General features: G+C 36.4%; 13 protein-coding genes. 3 read left to right on the top strand and 10 right to left on the bottom strand.

Annotation, left to right across the window (positions count from 1 at the left end; genetic code table 11):
• Window positions 1-325 precede the first annotated feature (325 nt).
• Window positions 326-2659: a TonB-dependent hemoglobin/transferrin/lactoferrin family receptor gene (locus M983_RS12890; RefSeq protein WP_157091962.1), complete on the top strand. Its 2334-nt coding sequence runs from the start codon at window positions 326-328 to the stop codon at window positions 2657-2659.
• 82 nt (window positions 2660-2741) lie between these two features.
• On the opposite strand, the gene proX is transcribed toward M983_RS12890, so the two are convergent.
• The 7 genes from proX to M983_RS12925 all read right to left on the bottom strand — a co-directional run bounded on the left by proX (window position 2742) and on the right by M983_RS12925 (window position 10637).
• A complete protein-coding gene (gene proX, locus M983_RS12895; RefSeq protein WP_066751562.1) occupies window positions 2742-3737 on the bottom strand; it encodes a glycine betaine/L-proline ABC transporter substrate-binding protein ProX in 996 nt (331 codons plus the stop codon).
• 141 nt (window positions 3738-3878) lie between these two features.
• Complete coding sequence (gene proW, locus M983_RS12900; protein ID WP_066751564.1) at window positions 3879-5045, bottom strand: glycine betaine/L-proline ABC transporter permease ProW; 1167 nt, start codon at window positions 5043-5045, stop codon at window positions 3879-3881.
• Window positions 5038-6237: a glycine betaine/L-proline ABC transporter ATP-binding protein ProV gene (gene proV / locus M983_RS12905; protein ID WP_066751567.1), complete on the bottom strand. Its 1200-nt coding sequence runs from the start codon at window positions 6235-6237 to the stop codon at window positions 5038-5040. The genes proW and proV overlap by 8 nt, the downstream gene beginning before the upstream one ends.
• 621 nt (window positions 6238-6858) lie before the next feature.
• Complete coding sequence (gene nrdF / locus M983_RS12910) at window positions 6859-7827, bottom strand: class 1b ribonucleoside-diphosphate reductase subunit beta (RefSeq protein ID WP_066751569.1); 969 nt, start codon at window positions 7825-7827, stop codon at window positions 6859-6861.
• Window positions 7828-7848: 21 nt separating this feature from the next.
• On the bottom strand, window positions 7849-9975 hold the full coding sequence (gene nrdE / locus M983_RS12915; RefSeq protein WP_066751571.1) for a class 1b ribonucleoside-diphosphate reductase subunit alpha: 2127 nt from the start codon (window positions 9973-9975) through the stop codon (window positions 7849-7851).
• A gap of 6 nt (window positions 9976-9981) precedes the next feature.
• A complete protein-coding gene (nrdI, locus tag M983_RS12920) occupies window positions 9982-10401 on the bottom strand; it encodes a class Ib ribonucleoside-diphosphate reductase assembly flavoprotein NrdI (RefSeq protein ID WP_066751575.1) in 420 nt (139 codons plus the stop codon).
• A gap of 11 nt (window positions 10402-10412) precedes the next feature.
• Window positions 10413-10637, bottom strand: a complete 225-nt coding sequence (locus tag M983_RS12925) for a glutaredoxin family protein (protein ID WP_066751578.1) — start codon at window positions 10635-10637, stop codon at window positions 10413-10415.
• A 283-nt stretch (window positions 10638-10920) separates the two neighbouring features.
• Between M983_RS12925 and M983_RS12930 the strand changes: the two genes are divergently transcribed.
• A complete protein-coding gene (locus M983_RS12930; protein ID WP_066751581.1) occupies window positions 10921-11394 on the top strand; it encodes a methylated-DNA--[protein]-cysteine S-methyltransferase in 474 nt (157 codons plus the stop codon).
• Window positions 11395-11592: 198 nt separating this feature from the next.
• Entirely contained in the window at window positions 11593-11802 is a 210-nt protein-coding gene (cspE, locus tag M983_RS12935) for a transcription antiterminator/RNA stability regulator CspE (RefSeq protein ID WP_064719291.1), read from the top strand.
• Between the two features lie 62 nt (window positions 11803-11864).
• On the opposite strand, the gene crcB is transcribed toward cspE, so the two are convergent.
• The 3 genes from crcB to lipB form a co-directional block, all read right to left on the bottom strand.
• Window positions 11865-12239: a fluoride efflux transporter CrcB gene (gene crcB, locus M983_RS12940; protein WP_066751584.1), complete on the bottom strand. Its 375-nt coding sequence runs from the start codon at window positions 12237-12239 to the stop codon at window positions 11865-11867.
• 15 nt (window positions 12240-12254) lie between these two features.
• Complete coding sequence (lipA, locus tag M983_RS12945) at window positions 12255-13220, bottom strand: lipoyl synthase (protein WP_066751587.1); 966 nt, start codon at window positions 13218-13220, stop codon at window positions 12255-12257.
• A gap of 101 nt (window positions 13221-13321) precedes the next feature.
• The gene (lipB, locus tag M983_RS12950; protein ID WP_066751590.1) at window positions 13322-13966 is read right to left on the bottom strand and encodes a lipoyl(octanoyl) transferase LipB; all 645 of its coding nucleotides are present in this window, start codon (window positions 13964-13966) and stop codon (window positions 13322-13324) included.
• Window positions 13967-14143 lie beyond the last annotated feature (177 nt).

Genomic DNA, 14143 nt, shown 5'->3' on the forward strand with positions numbered 1-14143 from the left:
AACAATGAATTATTAATTAATGCTTATCAATTTAAATAAAAATAGCCTATATCCGATATCAATTTAACGAATTTTCATCTTTTTTATAAAAATAATAGCCATATAAAAATAATGCTTTTTAGAAATATTATTTAAAAATTTAAATTAATTAAAAATTAATATCCAATAATGGATTATATTTGGCGTTATTATCTGTATTAAAACAATGAGTGAAAAAAACTAGATAATGATAATTATTATCATTATCATAATTTGCTTGTTAAGTATTGTTTTATGCGATTTAAATCTTACTTAAATTAATAACCATATAAAAGATACGACTATTATGATCCATTTTTTAGCAAAGAATGATGCCTATCATCAGGGTATAGGTGTATTTTCATTTTCATCCTCAGCAATTGCATTATTATTAACGTCATTCTCTTCTTTAAATAGCTATGCTTCTGAAGATATAAAATCAGAAATAAAGGCATTGCCAAAAACAGCGATAACAGCGTCATCAGATAAACATGATAAAATTGTGATTGAACCGATTTATGTCGCAGGTGAGCTTAATTCTAGCGTAGAGGCAGGAAGTACTGTTCTGACGCTAAAAGATATCGATAGAATACAGCCAAATAATATTGCTGAGCTGGTGGATAAATTACCGGGTATTTCCTCATCAGGCTCGCCAAGGCCTGGTGGGCAAACATTAAATATTTGGGGAATGGGTAATCCTGAAGATATTAAAATAACGTTTGATGGCACGCCTAAAAGTTTTGAAAAATATCGTCAGGGATCTATTTTTATTGATCCTGAATTAATTCGTCGTATTGATGTTGATAAAGGTCCGCATAATATTACAGAAGGTAATGGTGGATTTGGTGGTTCAGTTAGAATTGAAACTAAAGACCCTGATGATTTATTACTTCCTGATCAACATATTGGTTTATTTTTAAAATATGGTCACCACACAAATGATAAACAAAATCGTTATAGTGGTGCGATTTATGGAAAAACACTTGATGGTTTTGCTGATGGTCTTTTTTATTTTAATCGTCGCGAAAGTGATGATTTACGTAGACCTGATGGTACTAAATTTGGATATTCTCAATCAGACCAAGATTCATTTCTAATTAAATCGAATTTTTATTTAAATGATGAAAATACATTAACGTTATCGGCTTCACGCTCTGAAAGTGATGGATGGACGCCATGGGCTGCAAAGCGTGATGATTTACCGAAACCATCACAATCAGAAGTGGATAAATATGGTTTTGATGGCGCAATGAAGCGTAAGTTAGTCTATCGTGACCAAAAAGATGACACTTTTAGTGCAAAATGGAATTTTAATCCTATCGAGTCTGATTTAGTCAATCTAACACTCATTTACGGCTATTCTAAAACGAAACAAAATGATACTCGCCCTGATACCGCAAGCTCTTTCTTTAGTGGCAGTATGGGAAATCAAAGCTGGGTTGATTATAAAAATCATCAAGTAGAATTAAAAAATGAAAGCTCAGTGATGTGGGGTTCAGTCGAACACCAAATTCTTGTAGGAACACGTTGGCATAAAAATGATCGTAGCGTTTTAATGTTTACGCGCGATAAAGCAAAAAATCCTGATTATAACTATGGATATTATGCACCGCCTTATATGCCAGAAGGTACGCAAACAACGACCAGTTTCTATATCGAAGACTCGATGAGTTATCGTAATTTTACGATAACTCCTGGCGTTCGCTATGATATTGTTAAAAACCAAGGAAAGGGCAGTCGAGCTAAGGTTTATCAAGATCCAAACCCTTATTTTGGCCATGATTATTCAGATGTAACCTACCGTGGTGCGACTCCTCATCTTGGTTTATTGTGGAAAATGAATCAAAACTTCCGCTTCTTTGGCGATCTCACCTATACATGGCGCGCACCCATTATTGATGAACAGTATGAAGTGCAATCAAGCATTTCAAGCTTAACGGGAACGAGTCGTCATTTAGATAAAGAAACAATTAGAGCGATACGTGTTGGTGCAATTGCTGATTTTGAAGATGTTTTCCAACAAGAAGACCAAGTTCAATTAAGAACAACATTATTTGATAATCGTGGTAAAAATGAAATATTCCGTCGTCGAGGTGTTTATTGCCAAAGCTATAAAGTAGATGGTGATAATAGTGGTTGTGCACCTTCTATTGGTAATTACCGTAACTTACCGGGATATCGAATTCAAGGACTAGAGATTGAAGCTTTTTATGATAGTCCTAATGTATTTGGTCGTTTAGCGTATTCTACAATGAAAGGAAAACGTGATCAGTCACCACGTGACCCTTGGTTTGGTCAAAAAACATGGATTGCAGAAATACAGCCTGACGCTTTACATGCCACGATTGGGGTAAAATTACCGCAAATTAATGTCAATATGGGATGGACGGGTGATTTTATTGGTGCACAACGTCGTTCGCCGACAGATGCCGATCCTCAAGCAGCTTATTGGGCACTACCAAAAAGTAAAGGCTATGCCATTCATGGATTATTTGCCAATTGGGAGCCTTCATTTATTGATAATACCGATATCCGTTTCACTGTGGCTAACCTCTTTAATCGAGATTATTATCCTTATTTAGGTGAATCTGTTTCTGGTGTGGGGCGTGACTTTAGATTTACCGTTGTTAAGCGTTTCTAAGTGATATCAGTATAATTTAAGTAAAAAAAAACAGGCCACTGAGTGGCCTGTTTTTTTAGGCGTGATATTAGAAAGTGACTAATTAATTAGCCGCTTTACGTGCTTCATCTATCCAACCATCAAAGGTTTTTTGATGAGCTTTGATCCACGCATTTGCATGGCGTTCGATATCAGCTTGTGATTTCTGACCGTTATGCATACGTAAGTTCTGTGCGTTAATATCATTTACAGAGACTTTCATCACTTCAAATAATTTAGCGGCTGCTGGGTTTGCTTCAGCCCATTTTTTATTCGCAGCGATATGCATTGTACTTGGTGGGAAACCGTAGTTTTTACCATTTGGTAATGTAGTATCGGTTTTATTATCATCTGGCAATGAAGAGAATGGTACTTGTAACCATACAACATCTTTACCTGGTTTTAATACATCACTTATCCAATAAGGTGTCCATGTGTAATAAAGAATAGGTTTACCTTCTTTATAACGGGTAATGGTATCTGCCATCATTGCCGCATAGTTACCTTGTTTATGTGTTACTGTTTTTTCTAAATCATAGGCTTTTAAGTGATTATTAATAGATTCTTCACAACCCCAACCTGGGTTACAACCAGTTAAATCTGCTTTGCCATCACCATCATTGTCGAAGATTTTCGCAATTTTAGGATCTTTTAATTGCTCAATGTTGGTAATCTTATATTCTTGTGCTGTTTTCTTATCAATAAGATAGCCTTGTGCAGCATTAATAACATAATCACCTTTACGGTAGAATACGTCATCACCACCAGCAGCCTCATACTGAGAGTTATGTAATGGCACCCAGCTTACTGCCATAAATGTTGCATCACCGTTTGCGATAGAAGAGTAAGCAACGTTGTAGTCAACTTCTTTAGTAGGTTCAACGGTATAACCTAATTTTTCTAGTGCTTTATTTACTATTAATGTCTGAAATGTTTCTTCAGAAATTGTACTTTGTACAGGTTGAACCGAAATTCCTTTACCAGGTAAATCAGCAGCGGATAACTGAGTGCTTAGCAGTGTGGCAGACAAAACTGTTGCCCAGAGAACTGGATTACGCATAGTTGTTCCTTCTGTTTTATGATAAGAGATAGCAAGCGGTAGCGAACTACCGCCAGTTATTTCATATATTGATTGTTTTTATATCGACTATTTTTCTATCGATGAAATTCAATGTTTGTTATTTATTTGCGGAGTTGGCGATTATGCTTTTTTCGCAAAAAGACGGTAAACTAAGCCTACAGGACCTGTCATATACCAACTTCTATTGCCTTTCAGTCGGCTATTTTGACCTAGTGATTGTGTTAATCGGTCAAGAATAATGGCGAGGATCACGATACCCGCACCCCCAACAGCCGCCAGTCCCATATCAAGACGACCAATACCACGTAATACCATTTGACCTAAACCACCAACGGCAATCATTGATGCAATAACTACCATTGACAACGCTAACATCAATGTTTGGTTTACACCGGCCATAATCGTAGGCATTGCAAGTGGTAACTGAACTTTAAACAGCATTTGACGAGGATTAGCGCCAAATGATTGTGCTGCTTCTATTAAATCCTCAGGAACTTGTTTTATCCCTAAGATGGTCAACCTCACTATTGGTGGTAAAGCGAATATGATGGTGACGACAACACCAGGAACATTACCAATACCAAAAAGCATCACGATAGGGACTAAATAAACGAATGCAGGTGTTGTCTGCATCGCATCTAATAGCGGCCTAATAATTTTTGATGCCCTATTGCTATGGGCAAGCCATATTCCAAGAGGAAGCCCTATAATTAAACAGAACAGTAAAGAGGTTAACACTAAAGCAAGAGTAACCATGGCTTCAGACCAAGCACCTATCGCACCAATTAAGATCAGTGAGATAAATGAGGTTATTCCCATTACTTTGCCTGATAACTGCCATGCGATTAATGAAAATAAAATAATCGCAACAGGTGAAGGCATGGCTGTTAAAAAGTTTTCAAATCCGCTTAACACAAAGTCAACTGGAACACGGATACCTTGGAAGACAGGTCGAAAATGAAGAACAACCCAGTCAATTGCTTCTGTTACCCATGAATCCAAAGGGATCAATGTATTATGAAATGGATCCATAATATTAAAGTGATCGGGGGTAACATCAGTTGGCACTGAATCTAACCAATCAGTACCACCTGTAGAAGACGTGTCGATGTTATCAGTACCAGCACTGCCACCCCAAGGATCTGCATCCGTTGTTGAACTGTCAGAGGTGCTCCACGGATCACTCTCTACTGAATTATCTTGAGGTACCGTTTGAGTTGTATTATCTGTTGCCACATCTTGGGTTTCTGTATCCCAAGGATTGGCTTGATTAGTTGTATTACTCATTAGGTGTCTCCTTATCCAGTGCTTGTAATAACATTCCTTTAGAGATTAAGCCGATATAACGATTTTTCTCATCAATAACAGGAATTGCACAGGGAGATTGTGCAACAGTTGAAATCAGCTCATTTAACGGCGTATCACCATCAATCGCGCTAGGTTCAGATAAGATAGCGGATTCGATAGGTTGTTTATTTTTCAGTGCTTCTTCAAGTGAGGTAAGAGAAACAATACCGATAAATTTTCTACCTCGTTCAATGAGATAACCAAAGTTACGGTCTTCATCTTCTAGCACTTTCAATGCAGAGCGTGGACCAAAACCAGGTGCTACGTGTAACAAGGTTTCTGGACGACGTTTTGCAATATCTTTTGCACTAAATACATGGCTGATATCAACACCACGGAAGAAAGTACGCACATAATCATTTGCTGGATTATTGAGTATTTCATCAGGTGTACCAATTTGCACAACAACACCACCTTGCATAATGGCTATTCTGTCACCAATACGCATTGCTTCATCAAGATCATGAGAAATAAAGACGATAGTGCGTTGTTTGTCACCTTGTAAGCTTAAAAGCTCGTCTTGCATTTCAGTACGAATTAATGGATCGAGTGCAGAAAATGCTTCATCCATTAATAAAATATCGGGGTCATTAGCTAATGCACGCGCTAAACCGATACGTTGACGCATACCACCTGATAATTCATCAGGCCAAGAATTGGCATGATGGCCTAGGTTGACTTGCTCAAGGGCCGCCATTGCCTTCTTAATGCGTTCCTCTTTACTAATACCCGCAAGATCCATACCAAAAGCGGTATTATCAAGCACATTCATATGTGGCATTAGTGCAAATGATTGGAACACCATACTGATTTTTTTACGACGAACTTCACGTAGATCTTTATCAGACATTTTGGTGATATTTTCACCATCAATAAGGACTTCACCCTTTGTTGGGTCTATCAGACGATTGAGAAGGCGTACTAAGGTGGATTTACCAGAACCTGATAAGCCCATGATCACAAATATTTCGCCTTCTTCAATGGCCAGATTTGCATCTTGAACACCGACTGTTAGCCCTGTTTTATCAAAAATCTGATCTTTATTCATACCAGATTCTAATAATTCAAAGGCCCGCTTAGGGTGCTCACCAAATACCTTATAGAGATTTTTAACTTCGAGTTTGATTGCCATGCAATATATATTTTCCTATTTAAATATTGAAAGGAATAAATAAATTGTTAATTAAATGATTTCGTTTTTTCCTAGATTAGATTTTTAGTAAGTGGATTACCCTAACATAATAATAAGAGCTGACAACCCTATGTTCACTATAATTAAACAAATAATTGGGTTCATTTTTTTATCGTTTTTCAGTAATTAATAAATAAATAAAGTGAAATAAATAAATTTTATTTAAACGTAATAACGCATCTAACTGACTGAAATAACATTATTTTTATACAGAGAAGTATTTTAATTATGATCTCAATAAAAGGCTTGATAAAAGAGAATGAATAAAAGAAAAAAGAAACAAAGAAAAACCAATAAAATTTAATAGTCATTAGTTATTTTAATGATTTATCTTTAAAATAGTGATGAAATAAGAGAAAACCGAGAAAATCATTCGTAAAAAATTGATTATTTGACCTGATTGAACGGTAATAATCATATAATTAGCTACTTTTTTAAGCAAATAAAAACGCACCAAAAAATAATTATTATTTTTCAGTGCGTTATGTGTCGCTTGAGATACATAATTAAATTGAATGTATCTTGGCGCTTTTAAAAAGAAAACAGCGAGTTAATGGTATGTTAAAAATCCCAATCATCATCCTCAGTATTAATTGTTTTACCAATAACATATGAAGAGCCCGAGCCAGAAAAGAAATCATGATTTTCATTTGCATCAGGTGATAATGATGAAAGAATAGCAGGACTTACGTCGGTTAATTCATCAGGGAATAATGCTTCATAGCCTAAATTCATTAATGCTTTATTAGCATTATAATGAAGAAACTTTTTCACATCTTCAGTCCATCCAACATTATCATAAAGATTTTCAGTATATTTCACTTCATTATCATATAAGTCTAATAATAAAGAAAAAGCAAAATCTTTAATTTCTTGTTTTTCTGATTCTGATTTATTTAATAATTGGTTCTGAAATTTATAACCAATATAATAACCGTGAACGGCTTCATCACGAATAATAAGCCGAATGAGATCGGCTGTATTTGTTAATTTACCTCGGCTTGACCAATACATCGGTAAATAGAAACCAGAATAGAATAAGAATGATTCTAAGAATACACTCGCTATTTTTTTCTTTAATGGATCTGCATCTTGATAATAGTGCAGAATAATCTCTGCTTTCTTTTGTAAGAAAGGATCTTCTTCACTCCAACGATATGCATCATCAACATCTGTAGTAAGACAAAGAGTTGAAAATATCGAGCTATAAGAACGAGCATGAACCGCTTCCATAAAACAGATATTAGATAAAACGGCTTCTTCATGAGGTGTGAGTGCATCTGGCATTAGCGTAGGTGCACCAACTGTATTTTGAATCGTATCTAACAGTGTTAAGCCGGTAAAAACACGAATAGTCAGCTGTTTTTCGGCTTGTGTTAGCGTATTCCATGAAGGAATATCGTTAGAGAGTGGAATTTTTTCAGGTAACCAGAAATTCATAGTTAAACGATTCCAAACCTCTAAATCTTTTTCGTCTTCAATGCGGTTCCAGTTAATTGCATTGACTCGATTTAAATAAGGTGCAGACATATCATATCTTCCTTTTGATAATTACAGTGCACAAGACACACAACCTTTAATTTCAGTACCCGCTAACGCTGTTTGTCTAATACGGATGTAATACAAGGTTTTAATACCTTTACGCCAAGCATAAATTTGCGCTTTATTAATATCTCTGGTGGTTGCTTCATCAGAAAAGAATAGGGTGAGCGATAGACCTTGGTCGATATGCTGTGTCGCTTGTGCATAAGTATCGATAATTTTCTCAGCGCCAATTTCATAGGCATCTTGATAATATTGGCGATTTTCATTGGTCATAAAAGGGGCAGGATAATAAACACGACCAATTTTGCCTTCTTTTCTTATTTCAATAGGCGCAGCAATAGGATGAATGCTTGATGTAGAGTTATTTATATAAGAAATAGAGCCAGTAGGTGGAATGGCTTGTAAATTTTGATTATAAATACCATTCGCCATAATTGACTGTTTTAGTTTTTCCCAATCTTCTTGTGTTGGAATATGCACATTAGACTGGCTAAATAGCTGGTGGACTTTTTGTGTTTTCGGTAGCCACTCTTGAGAAACGTATTTATCAAAATATTCACCACTGGCATATTTTGAATGTTCAAAACCTTTAAAAGTTTGTTTTTTCTCAATTGCTAATTGATTTGATGCTAATAAAGCGTAATAGGTTACTGTGTAAAAATAGATATTGGTAAAATCTAGCGCTTCTTCTGAACCATAATAAATACCTTCACGCGCTAAATAGCCATGTAGATTCATTTGGCCTAAACCAATAGCATGAGAAGCCTGATTTCCTTTTTCAATAGAAGGGACAGATTCAATCTTTGTCATCTCTGCAACACTACTCAGCGCTCTTATTGCTGTATTAATAGTATGTGCAAAGTCAGGAGAATCCATTGCCATTGCTATATTCATTGAACCTAAGTTACAACTAATATCATGACCGATATGTTGATAGCTAAGATCAGGATGATATTCACTTGCACTATTTACTTGTAATATTTCAGAACATAAATTGCTCATATTAATTCTACCAGCAATAGGATTAGCGCGGTTTACTGCATCCTCAAACATGATATAGGGATAACCTGATTCAAATTGTATTTCTGCTAATGTTTGGAAAAACTCTCTAGCCTTAATTTTCTTTTTACGTATTTCACCGTTATTAACCATTTCAGCGTATTTTTCACTCACACTAATTTCAGACATAGGAACGCCATAAACACGTTCAACATCATAAGGTGAGAAAAGGTACATATCTTCATTACGTTTAGCTAATTCAAACGTAATATCGGGAATAACAACACCTAATGAGAGAGTTTTGATTCTGACTTTTTCATCCGCATTTTCACGTTTAGTATCTAGAAAATGATAGATATCAGGATGATGAGCATGAAGATAAACTGCGCCAGCGCCTTGCCTTGCTCCTAATTGATTAGCATAAGAAAACGCATCTTCTAGCATCTTCATGATAGGAACAACGCCTGATGATTGATTTTCTATCCGCTTAATTGGAGCGCCAGCTTCGCGTAAGTTAGTGAGCAAGAAAGCAACTCCACCACCGCGTTTAGAAAGCTGTAATGCTGAATTCACTGAACGACCAATAGATTCCATATTATCTTCTATACGTAATAAGAAGCAGGAAACTAATTCGCCACGTTGTTGTTTACCACAATTTAAAAAGGTGGGTGTGGCTGGTTGAAAACGGCCACTAATCACTTCATCGACAATATGTGTCGCGAGTTCAGTATTACCTTGTGCTAATGTCAGCGCAACCATACATACACGGTCTTCATAACGTTCAAGATAACGCTCGCCATCAAATGTCTTTAACGTATAGCTGGTATAGTATTTAAATGCGCCTAGAAAAGATTGAAAGCGAAATTTCTTACTATAGGCATGTTTGAATAACTGTTTGATAAATGTAAAGTCATACTGCTCTAAAACATGCGCTTCGTAATAATGTTGTTCAACAAGAAAATCGAGTTTCTCTTTTAAATCATGAAAAAAAACCGTATTTTGGTTTACATGCTGACGAAAAAAATGGTGGGTTGCTAATTTGTCTTTATCAAATTGAATATTACCTTGCTCATCATAAAGATTGAGCATGGCATTGAGTGCATGATAATCACGTTGTTCTATCGGTTGTGTCATGGTTATTTATCTCATTGCGCAGTGTTCATTAATTGTTGACCAAAACGCACTTAATCCGTTTTTTACGCGTTTAACGTCTTCTGGTGTACCTAAGAGTTCAAAACGATACAGAAAAGGGATTTGACACTTCTGAGCGATAACATCGCCAGCTAATCCATAGGCTGCACCAAAATTAGTATTACCAGAAGCGATGACACCGCGTATTAATTGACGATTTTCAGGAATATTTAAAAACTGAATTACCGTTTTAGGAACTGCGCCTTTAGCACCACCGCCACCGTAAGTAGGGCAAAGCAACACAAAAGGTTGTGTGGCATGTAGTGGTTCATTTTCATTAAGTCTTGTCGCCTGCATATTTAATTTTTGTACAAAGCGATGACAATTTTCAGAGCGACTTGAAAAATAAATTAAAGGTGCAGTTTGCATTAGAGGTTCCTTTACAGTGTGATTTGGCTGATTTTATCAGGACAAAAACCAGACCAATGTTGTTCACCGTGAACAACAACAGGAACTTGGCGATAACCCATAGAAACAATGCGTGCTAATGCTTGCGCATCCTGCGTGAGATCTACAGCGACAAACGGAATATTTTTTTGTTTAAGTGCTCGTTCAGTTGCACTACATTGAACGCAATTCGGTTTGGTATAGAGAATCACAGACATAGAGATTAGCCCTTATAAAAATATGAGTGTGTCTGCATACACACTCATAATGAAAAGTACCTAAATACTATATATAGAGTTATAATTTTTCAACCACACAATATATGGTGATTTCCGTATTTGATAATGATTATTATTAAAATTAAATAGTTAGCGGATTATTTTATTTTTATGATTTTTTTATTGCGCAATTTTTGTTAGGTATAAAAGTAATTAGATGATTGCTTTATCAATCAGGCGTGATCTAATCTTATGATTACAGGCAAATCACAGAGAAAACATTATGTACCAAGATTATCTCGATACACCAAAAGGTTTCCCTAAACCCTATATTTCGGTAACGGCAAATGAAGAAGGGATCACGAGTCTCTATTTTGTTAACGAAAAAGAAAATGCGATTAATTCCAGTACGATAATTAATCAATGTATTAAACAATTAAAAGAATATTTTGCTGGAAAACGAGTCACATTCTCAGTACCTCTGGTACCAGAAGGGACTGAATTTCAAAAAAGAGTGTGGAAAACCTTACAAACCATTCCTCATGGTGAAGTTTGGAGTTATAAAAAACTTGCACTTACATTAGGTTCGGTCAATTATTGCAGAGCGGTAGGAATGGCGAACTCACGAAATCCTATCTCTTTAATTATTCCTTGCCATCGTGTCATTGGGCATAACGGTAAACTTGTTGGTTATACTGGCGGTTTAGATATTAAACGTTGGCTACTGCACTATGAGAAAGTGGATATTGAGGAATAGTTCATACGGCAATAATTAAATGTTATTACTTGTATGAATAATGAGTAGACTTATGGGATTTGTCTGAATATTAATCATTTAGTAGTAAAAAATTGTGAGTTTCGTGATCTAGACTGTGGACAGGGAATCATAATTTTTGTTTTACTATAGTCAACGCAAAACGCTTGCGTTTATTTTCTATTTTTAAAGGTAAACTTGATGTCTAAATTAAAAGGTAACGTTAAGTGGTTTAACGAAACTAAAGGTTTTGGTTTTATCACTCCAGAAGATGGCAGTAAAGATGTGTTTGTCCACTTTTCCGCTATTAGTTCAGAAGGTTTTAAAACACTTGCTGAAGGTCAAAAGGTAGAGTTTGAAGTTACTGACGGCGCGAAAGGGCCATCTGCTGCAAACGTTGTCGCTATCTAATTAACGACTTCTTTCAGAAATATAAAAGCCCGTTCTATAACGGGTTTTTATATTATTGGGAATTACACTTCTCTTAAGATCCAAAATGCAAAGGCAGTCATAAGAAATGATCCCGCTAAATTAGCGGCCATTGTACCAAAAGCCCAGCCTATTTTCCCTTCTGTCATTAATGCAACAACTTCCACTGAAAAGGTTGAAAATGTGGTTAATCCACCACAAAAGCCAGTGGTTAGCATAATTTTCCAGATAGGATCAATATTGGGCGCTTTATTAAACCATGCAATACCAAAAGCGATAATAAAAGCACCAAGACAGTTAGCAACGAAAGTACCGGTTGCAAAATGAGGGAGTAGAGAGTTTAGGCGGTAGCTTATTAGCCAGCGTAAAACGCTTCCTAAACCACCACCTATAAATACAGCTATTGCAATATTAAGCATATCAGAGAGTTTATTTTATTTAACCTCAATCCCTTGAGCTTGAAGATCTGCGTGATAAGAAGAGCGTACGAAAGGCCCGCAAGCAGCATGTGTAAAGCCCATAGCAAGTGCTTGTTCTTTCATATATTCAAACTCGTCAGGACTGACATAACGTTGAACAGGAAGATGATGACGGCTTGGTTGCAGATATTGCCCCAATGTCAACATCGTTACCCCATGTTTGCGCAGATCACGCATTACGTCAATAATTTCTTCGTTAGTCTCACCTAATCCCACCATTAAACCTGATTTTGTAGGAATATTAGGATGGGCTTCTTTAAAACGCTCTAACAGTGTTAATGACCATTGATAGTTAGCACCAGGACGAACTTGACGATAAACACGTGGTACGTTTTCTAAGTTATGATTAAAGACATCTGGTGGAGTTTCAGTCAAAATCTCTAATGCCTTATCCATACGCCCACGAAAGTCAGGAACTAATGTTTCAATGCGAATTGTTGGATTTTTTTCACGAATAGCCGCAATACAATCAGCAAAATGTTGCGCGCCACCATCACGCAGGTCATCACGGTCTACAGAGGTGATAACAACATAGCGTAAACCCATGTCTTTAATCGTTTGTGCAAGTTTTACTGGTTCATTAGCATCTGGTGCATTAGGACGACCATGTGCCACGTCACAAAATGGACAACGACGCGTACAAATTGCGCCTAAGATCATAAATGTCGCTGTTCCGTGGTTAAAGCATTCTGCAAGGTTAGGACAGGATGCTTCTTCACAGACTGAGTGAAGACCATTTTTACGCATTGCAGCTTTGATACCCTGAATTTTACTTGAATCTGCGGGTAGCTTTATTTTCATCCACTCAGGTTTACGTAGCAGTTCTTCACGTTCTGTAACGACGGTTTTAACAGGAATTAATGCCATTTTATCGGCGTCGCGATATTTAACGCCGCGTTCCATCTGAATAGGTTTACTCATAATTGTGCCAGTTCCAGTTATCTATATTGATTAACACGATGTGATTGAGGTAATCAGGGTTTTAAAAAAAAATGACAAATGTTAAAAAAATTATAGCATTTTTATTGCTGTGGTTGGAATCCTAGTTGCGTACAAAAATGATTAACTAAGAGAGGTGCAACCTGTTCTGTTGTGCTATTGGGTACAAAATTAGTAAGTTGGGTCATTTTAAGATCAGAATAACCACATGGATTGATACGCGTAAAGGGTGATAAATCCATATCAATATTTAAGGCTAAGCCATGAAAAGAGCATCCTTTACGAATACGTAACCCCAATGAACAAATTTTGTCGCCTTTAACATAAACACCGGGTGCATCAGAGCGGGCATAAGCCTCAACATCAAATTCAGCCAGTGTGTCAATAACCGTATTTTCCAGTGCTGTGACTAATTGTCGAACACCAATATGATTGCGTTTTAAGTCGAGTAGAACATACATAACTTGCTGACCAGGCCCATGATAAGTCACTTGCCCACCACGATCAGACTGAATAACAGGAATAGGCCCTGTATTTAATAAATGTTCAGCTTTACCTGCTTGGCCTTGAGTAAAAACTTGTTCATGTTGAACGAGCCAAAGTTCATCAGGTGTATGACTTTCCCGTTTTTCCGTAAACTGATGCATCGAATCAGAAACCGGTAAATAGGGTTGCATTCCTAATTGGCGAATAATGATTGTTTTGTCTTGCACCGTGAAAATCTTCATTTGTAGCGTAATTGTAAATAGCAGTATAACTCTCAAGTAAATGAACTACCAGATTGAGATGATGATTATTGCTTAAGTTTATATTACAGATTTAAAGAGTATGAGGGGAAAATAACATAATTGAGAAAGCGGAAGATACTAAAATCTATCTATTAAAAGAAAGTAAAAGGCCCAATT

The organism is Proteus myxofaciens ATCC 19692 (assembly GCF_001654855.1).
In the GTDB taxonomy this organism is placed as follows: Bacteria; Pseudomonadota; Gammaproteobacteria; order Enterobacterales; family Enterobacteriaceae; genus Proteus; species Proteus myxofaciens.

What these genes read in the sequence shown, in the direction of transcription:
- M983_RS12890 (WP_157091962.1), top strand. Translation starts at nt 326, where the DNA reads ATGATCCATTTTTTAGCAAAGAATGATGCCTATCATCAGGGTATAGGT.
- proX (WP_066751562.1), bottom strand. Translation starts at nt 3,737, where the DNA reads ATGCGTAATCCAGTTCTCTGGGCAACAGTTTTGTCTGCCACACTGCTA.
- proW (WP_066751564.1), bottom strand. Translation starts at nt 5,045, where the DNA reads ATGAGTAATACAACTAATCAAGCCAATCCTTGGGATACAGAAACCCAA.
- proV (WP_066751567.1), bottom strand. Translation starts at nt 6,237, where the DNA reads ATGGCAATCAAACTCGAAGTTAAAAATCTCTATAAGGTATTTGGTGAG.
- nrdF (WP_066751569.1), bottom strand. Translation starts at nt 7,827, where the DNA reads ATGTCTGCACCTTATTTAAATCGAGTCAATGCAATTAACTGGAACCGC.
- nrdE (WP_066751571.1), bottom strand. Translation starts at nt 9,975, where the DNA reads ATGACACAACCGATAGAACAACGTGATTATCATGCACTCAATGCCATG.
- nrdI (WP_066751575.1), bottom strand. Translation starts at nt 10,401, where the DNA reads ATGCAAACTGCACCTTTAATTTATTTTTCAAGTCGCTCTGAAAATTGT.
- M983_RS12925 (WP_066751578.1), bottom strand. Translation starts at nt 10,637, where the DNA reads ATGTCTGTGATTCTCTATACCAAACCGAATTGCGTTCAATGTAGTGCA.
- M983_RS12930 (WP_066751581.1), top strand. Translation starts at nt 10,921, where the DNA reads ATGTACCAAGATTATCTCGATACACCAAAAGGTTTCCCTAAACCCTAT.
- cspE (WP_064719291.1), top strand. Translation starts at nt 11,593, where the DNA reads ATGTCTAAATTAAAAGGTAACGTTAAGTGGTTTAACGAAACTAAAGGT.
- crcB (WP_066751584.1), bottom strand. Translation starts at nt 12,239, where the DNA reads ATGCTTAATATTGCAATAGCTGTATTTATAGGTGGTGGTTTAGGAAGC.
- lipA (WP_066751587.1), bottom strand. Translation starts at nt 13,220, where the DNA reads ATGAGTAAACCTATTCAGATGGAACGCGGCGTTAAATATCGCGACGCC.
- lipB (WP_066751590.1), bottom strand. Translation starts at nt 13,966, where the DNA reads ATGAAGATTTTCACGGTGCAAGACAAAACAATCATTATTCGCCAATTA.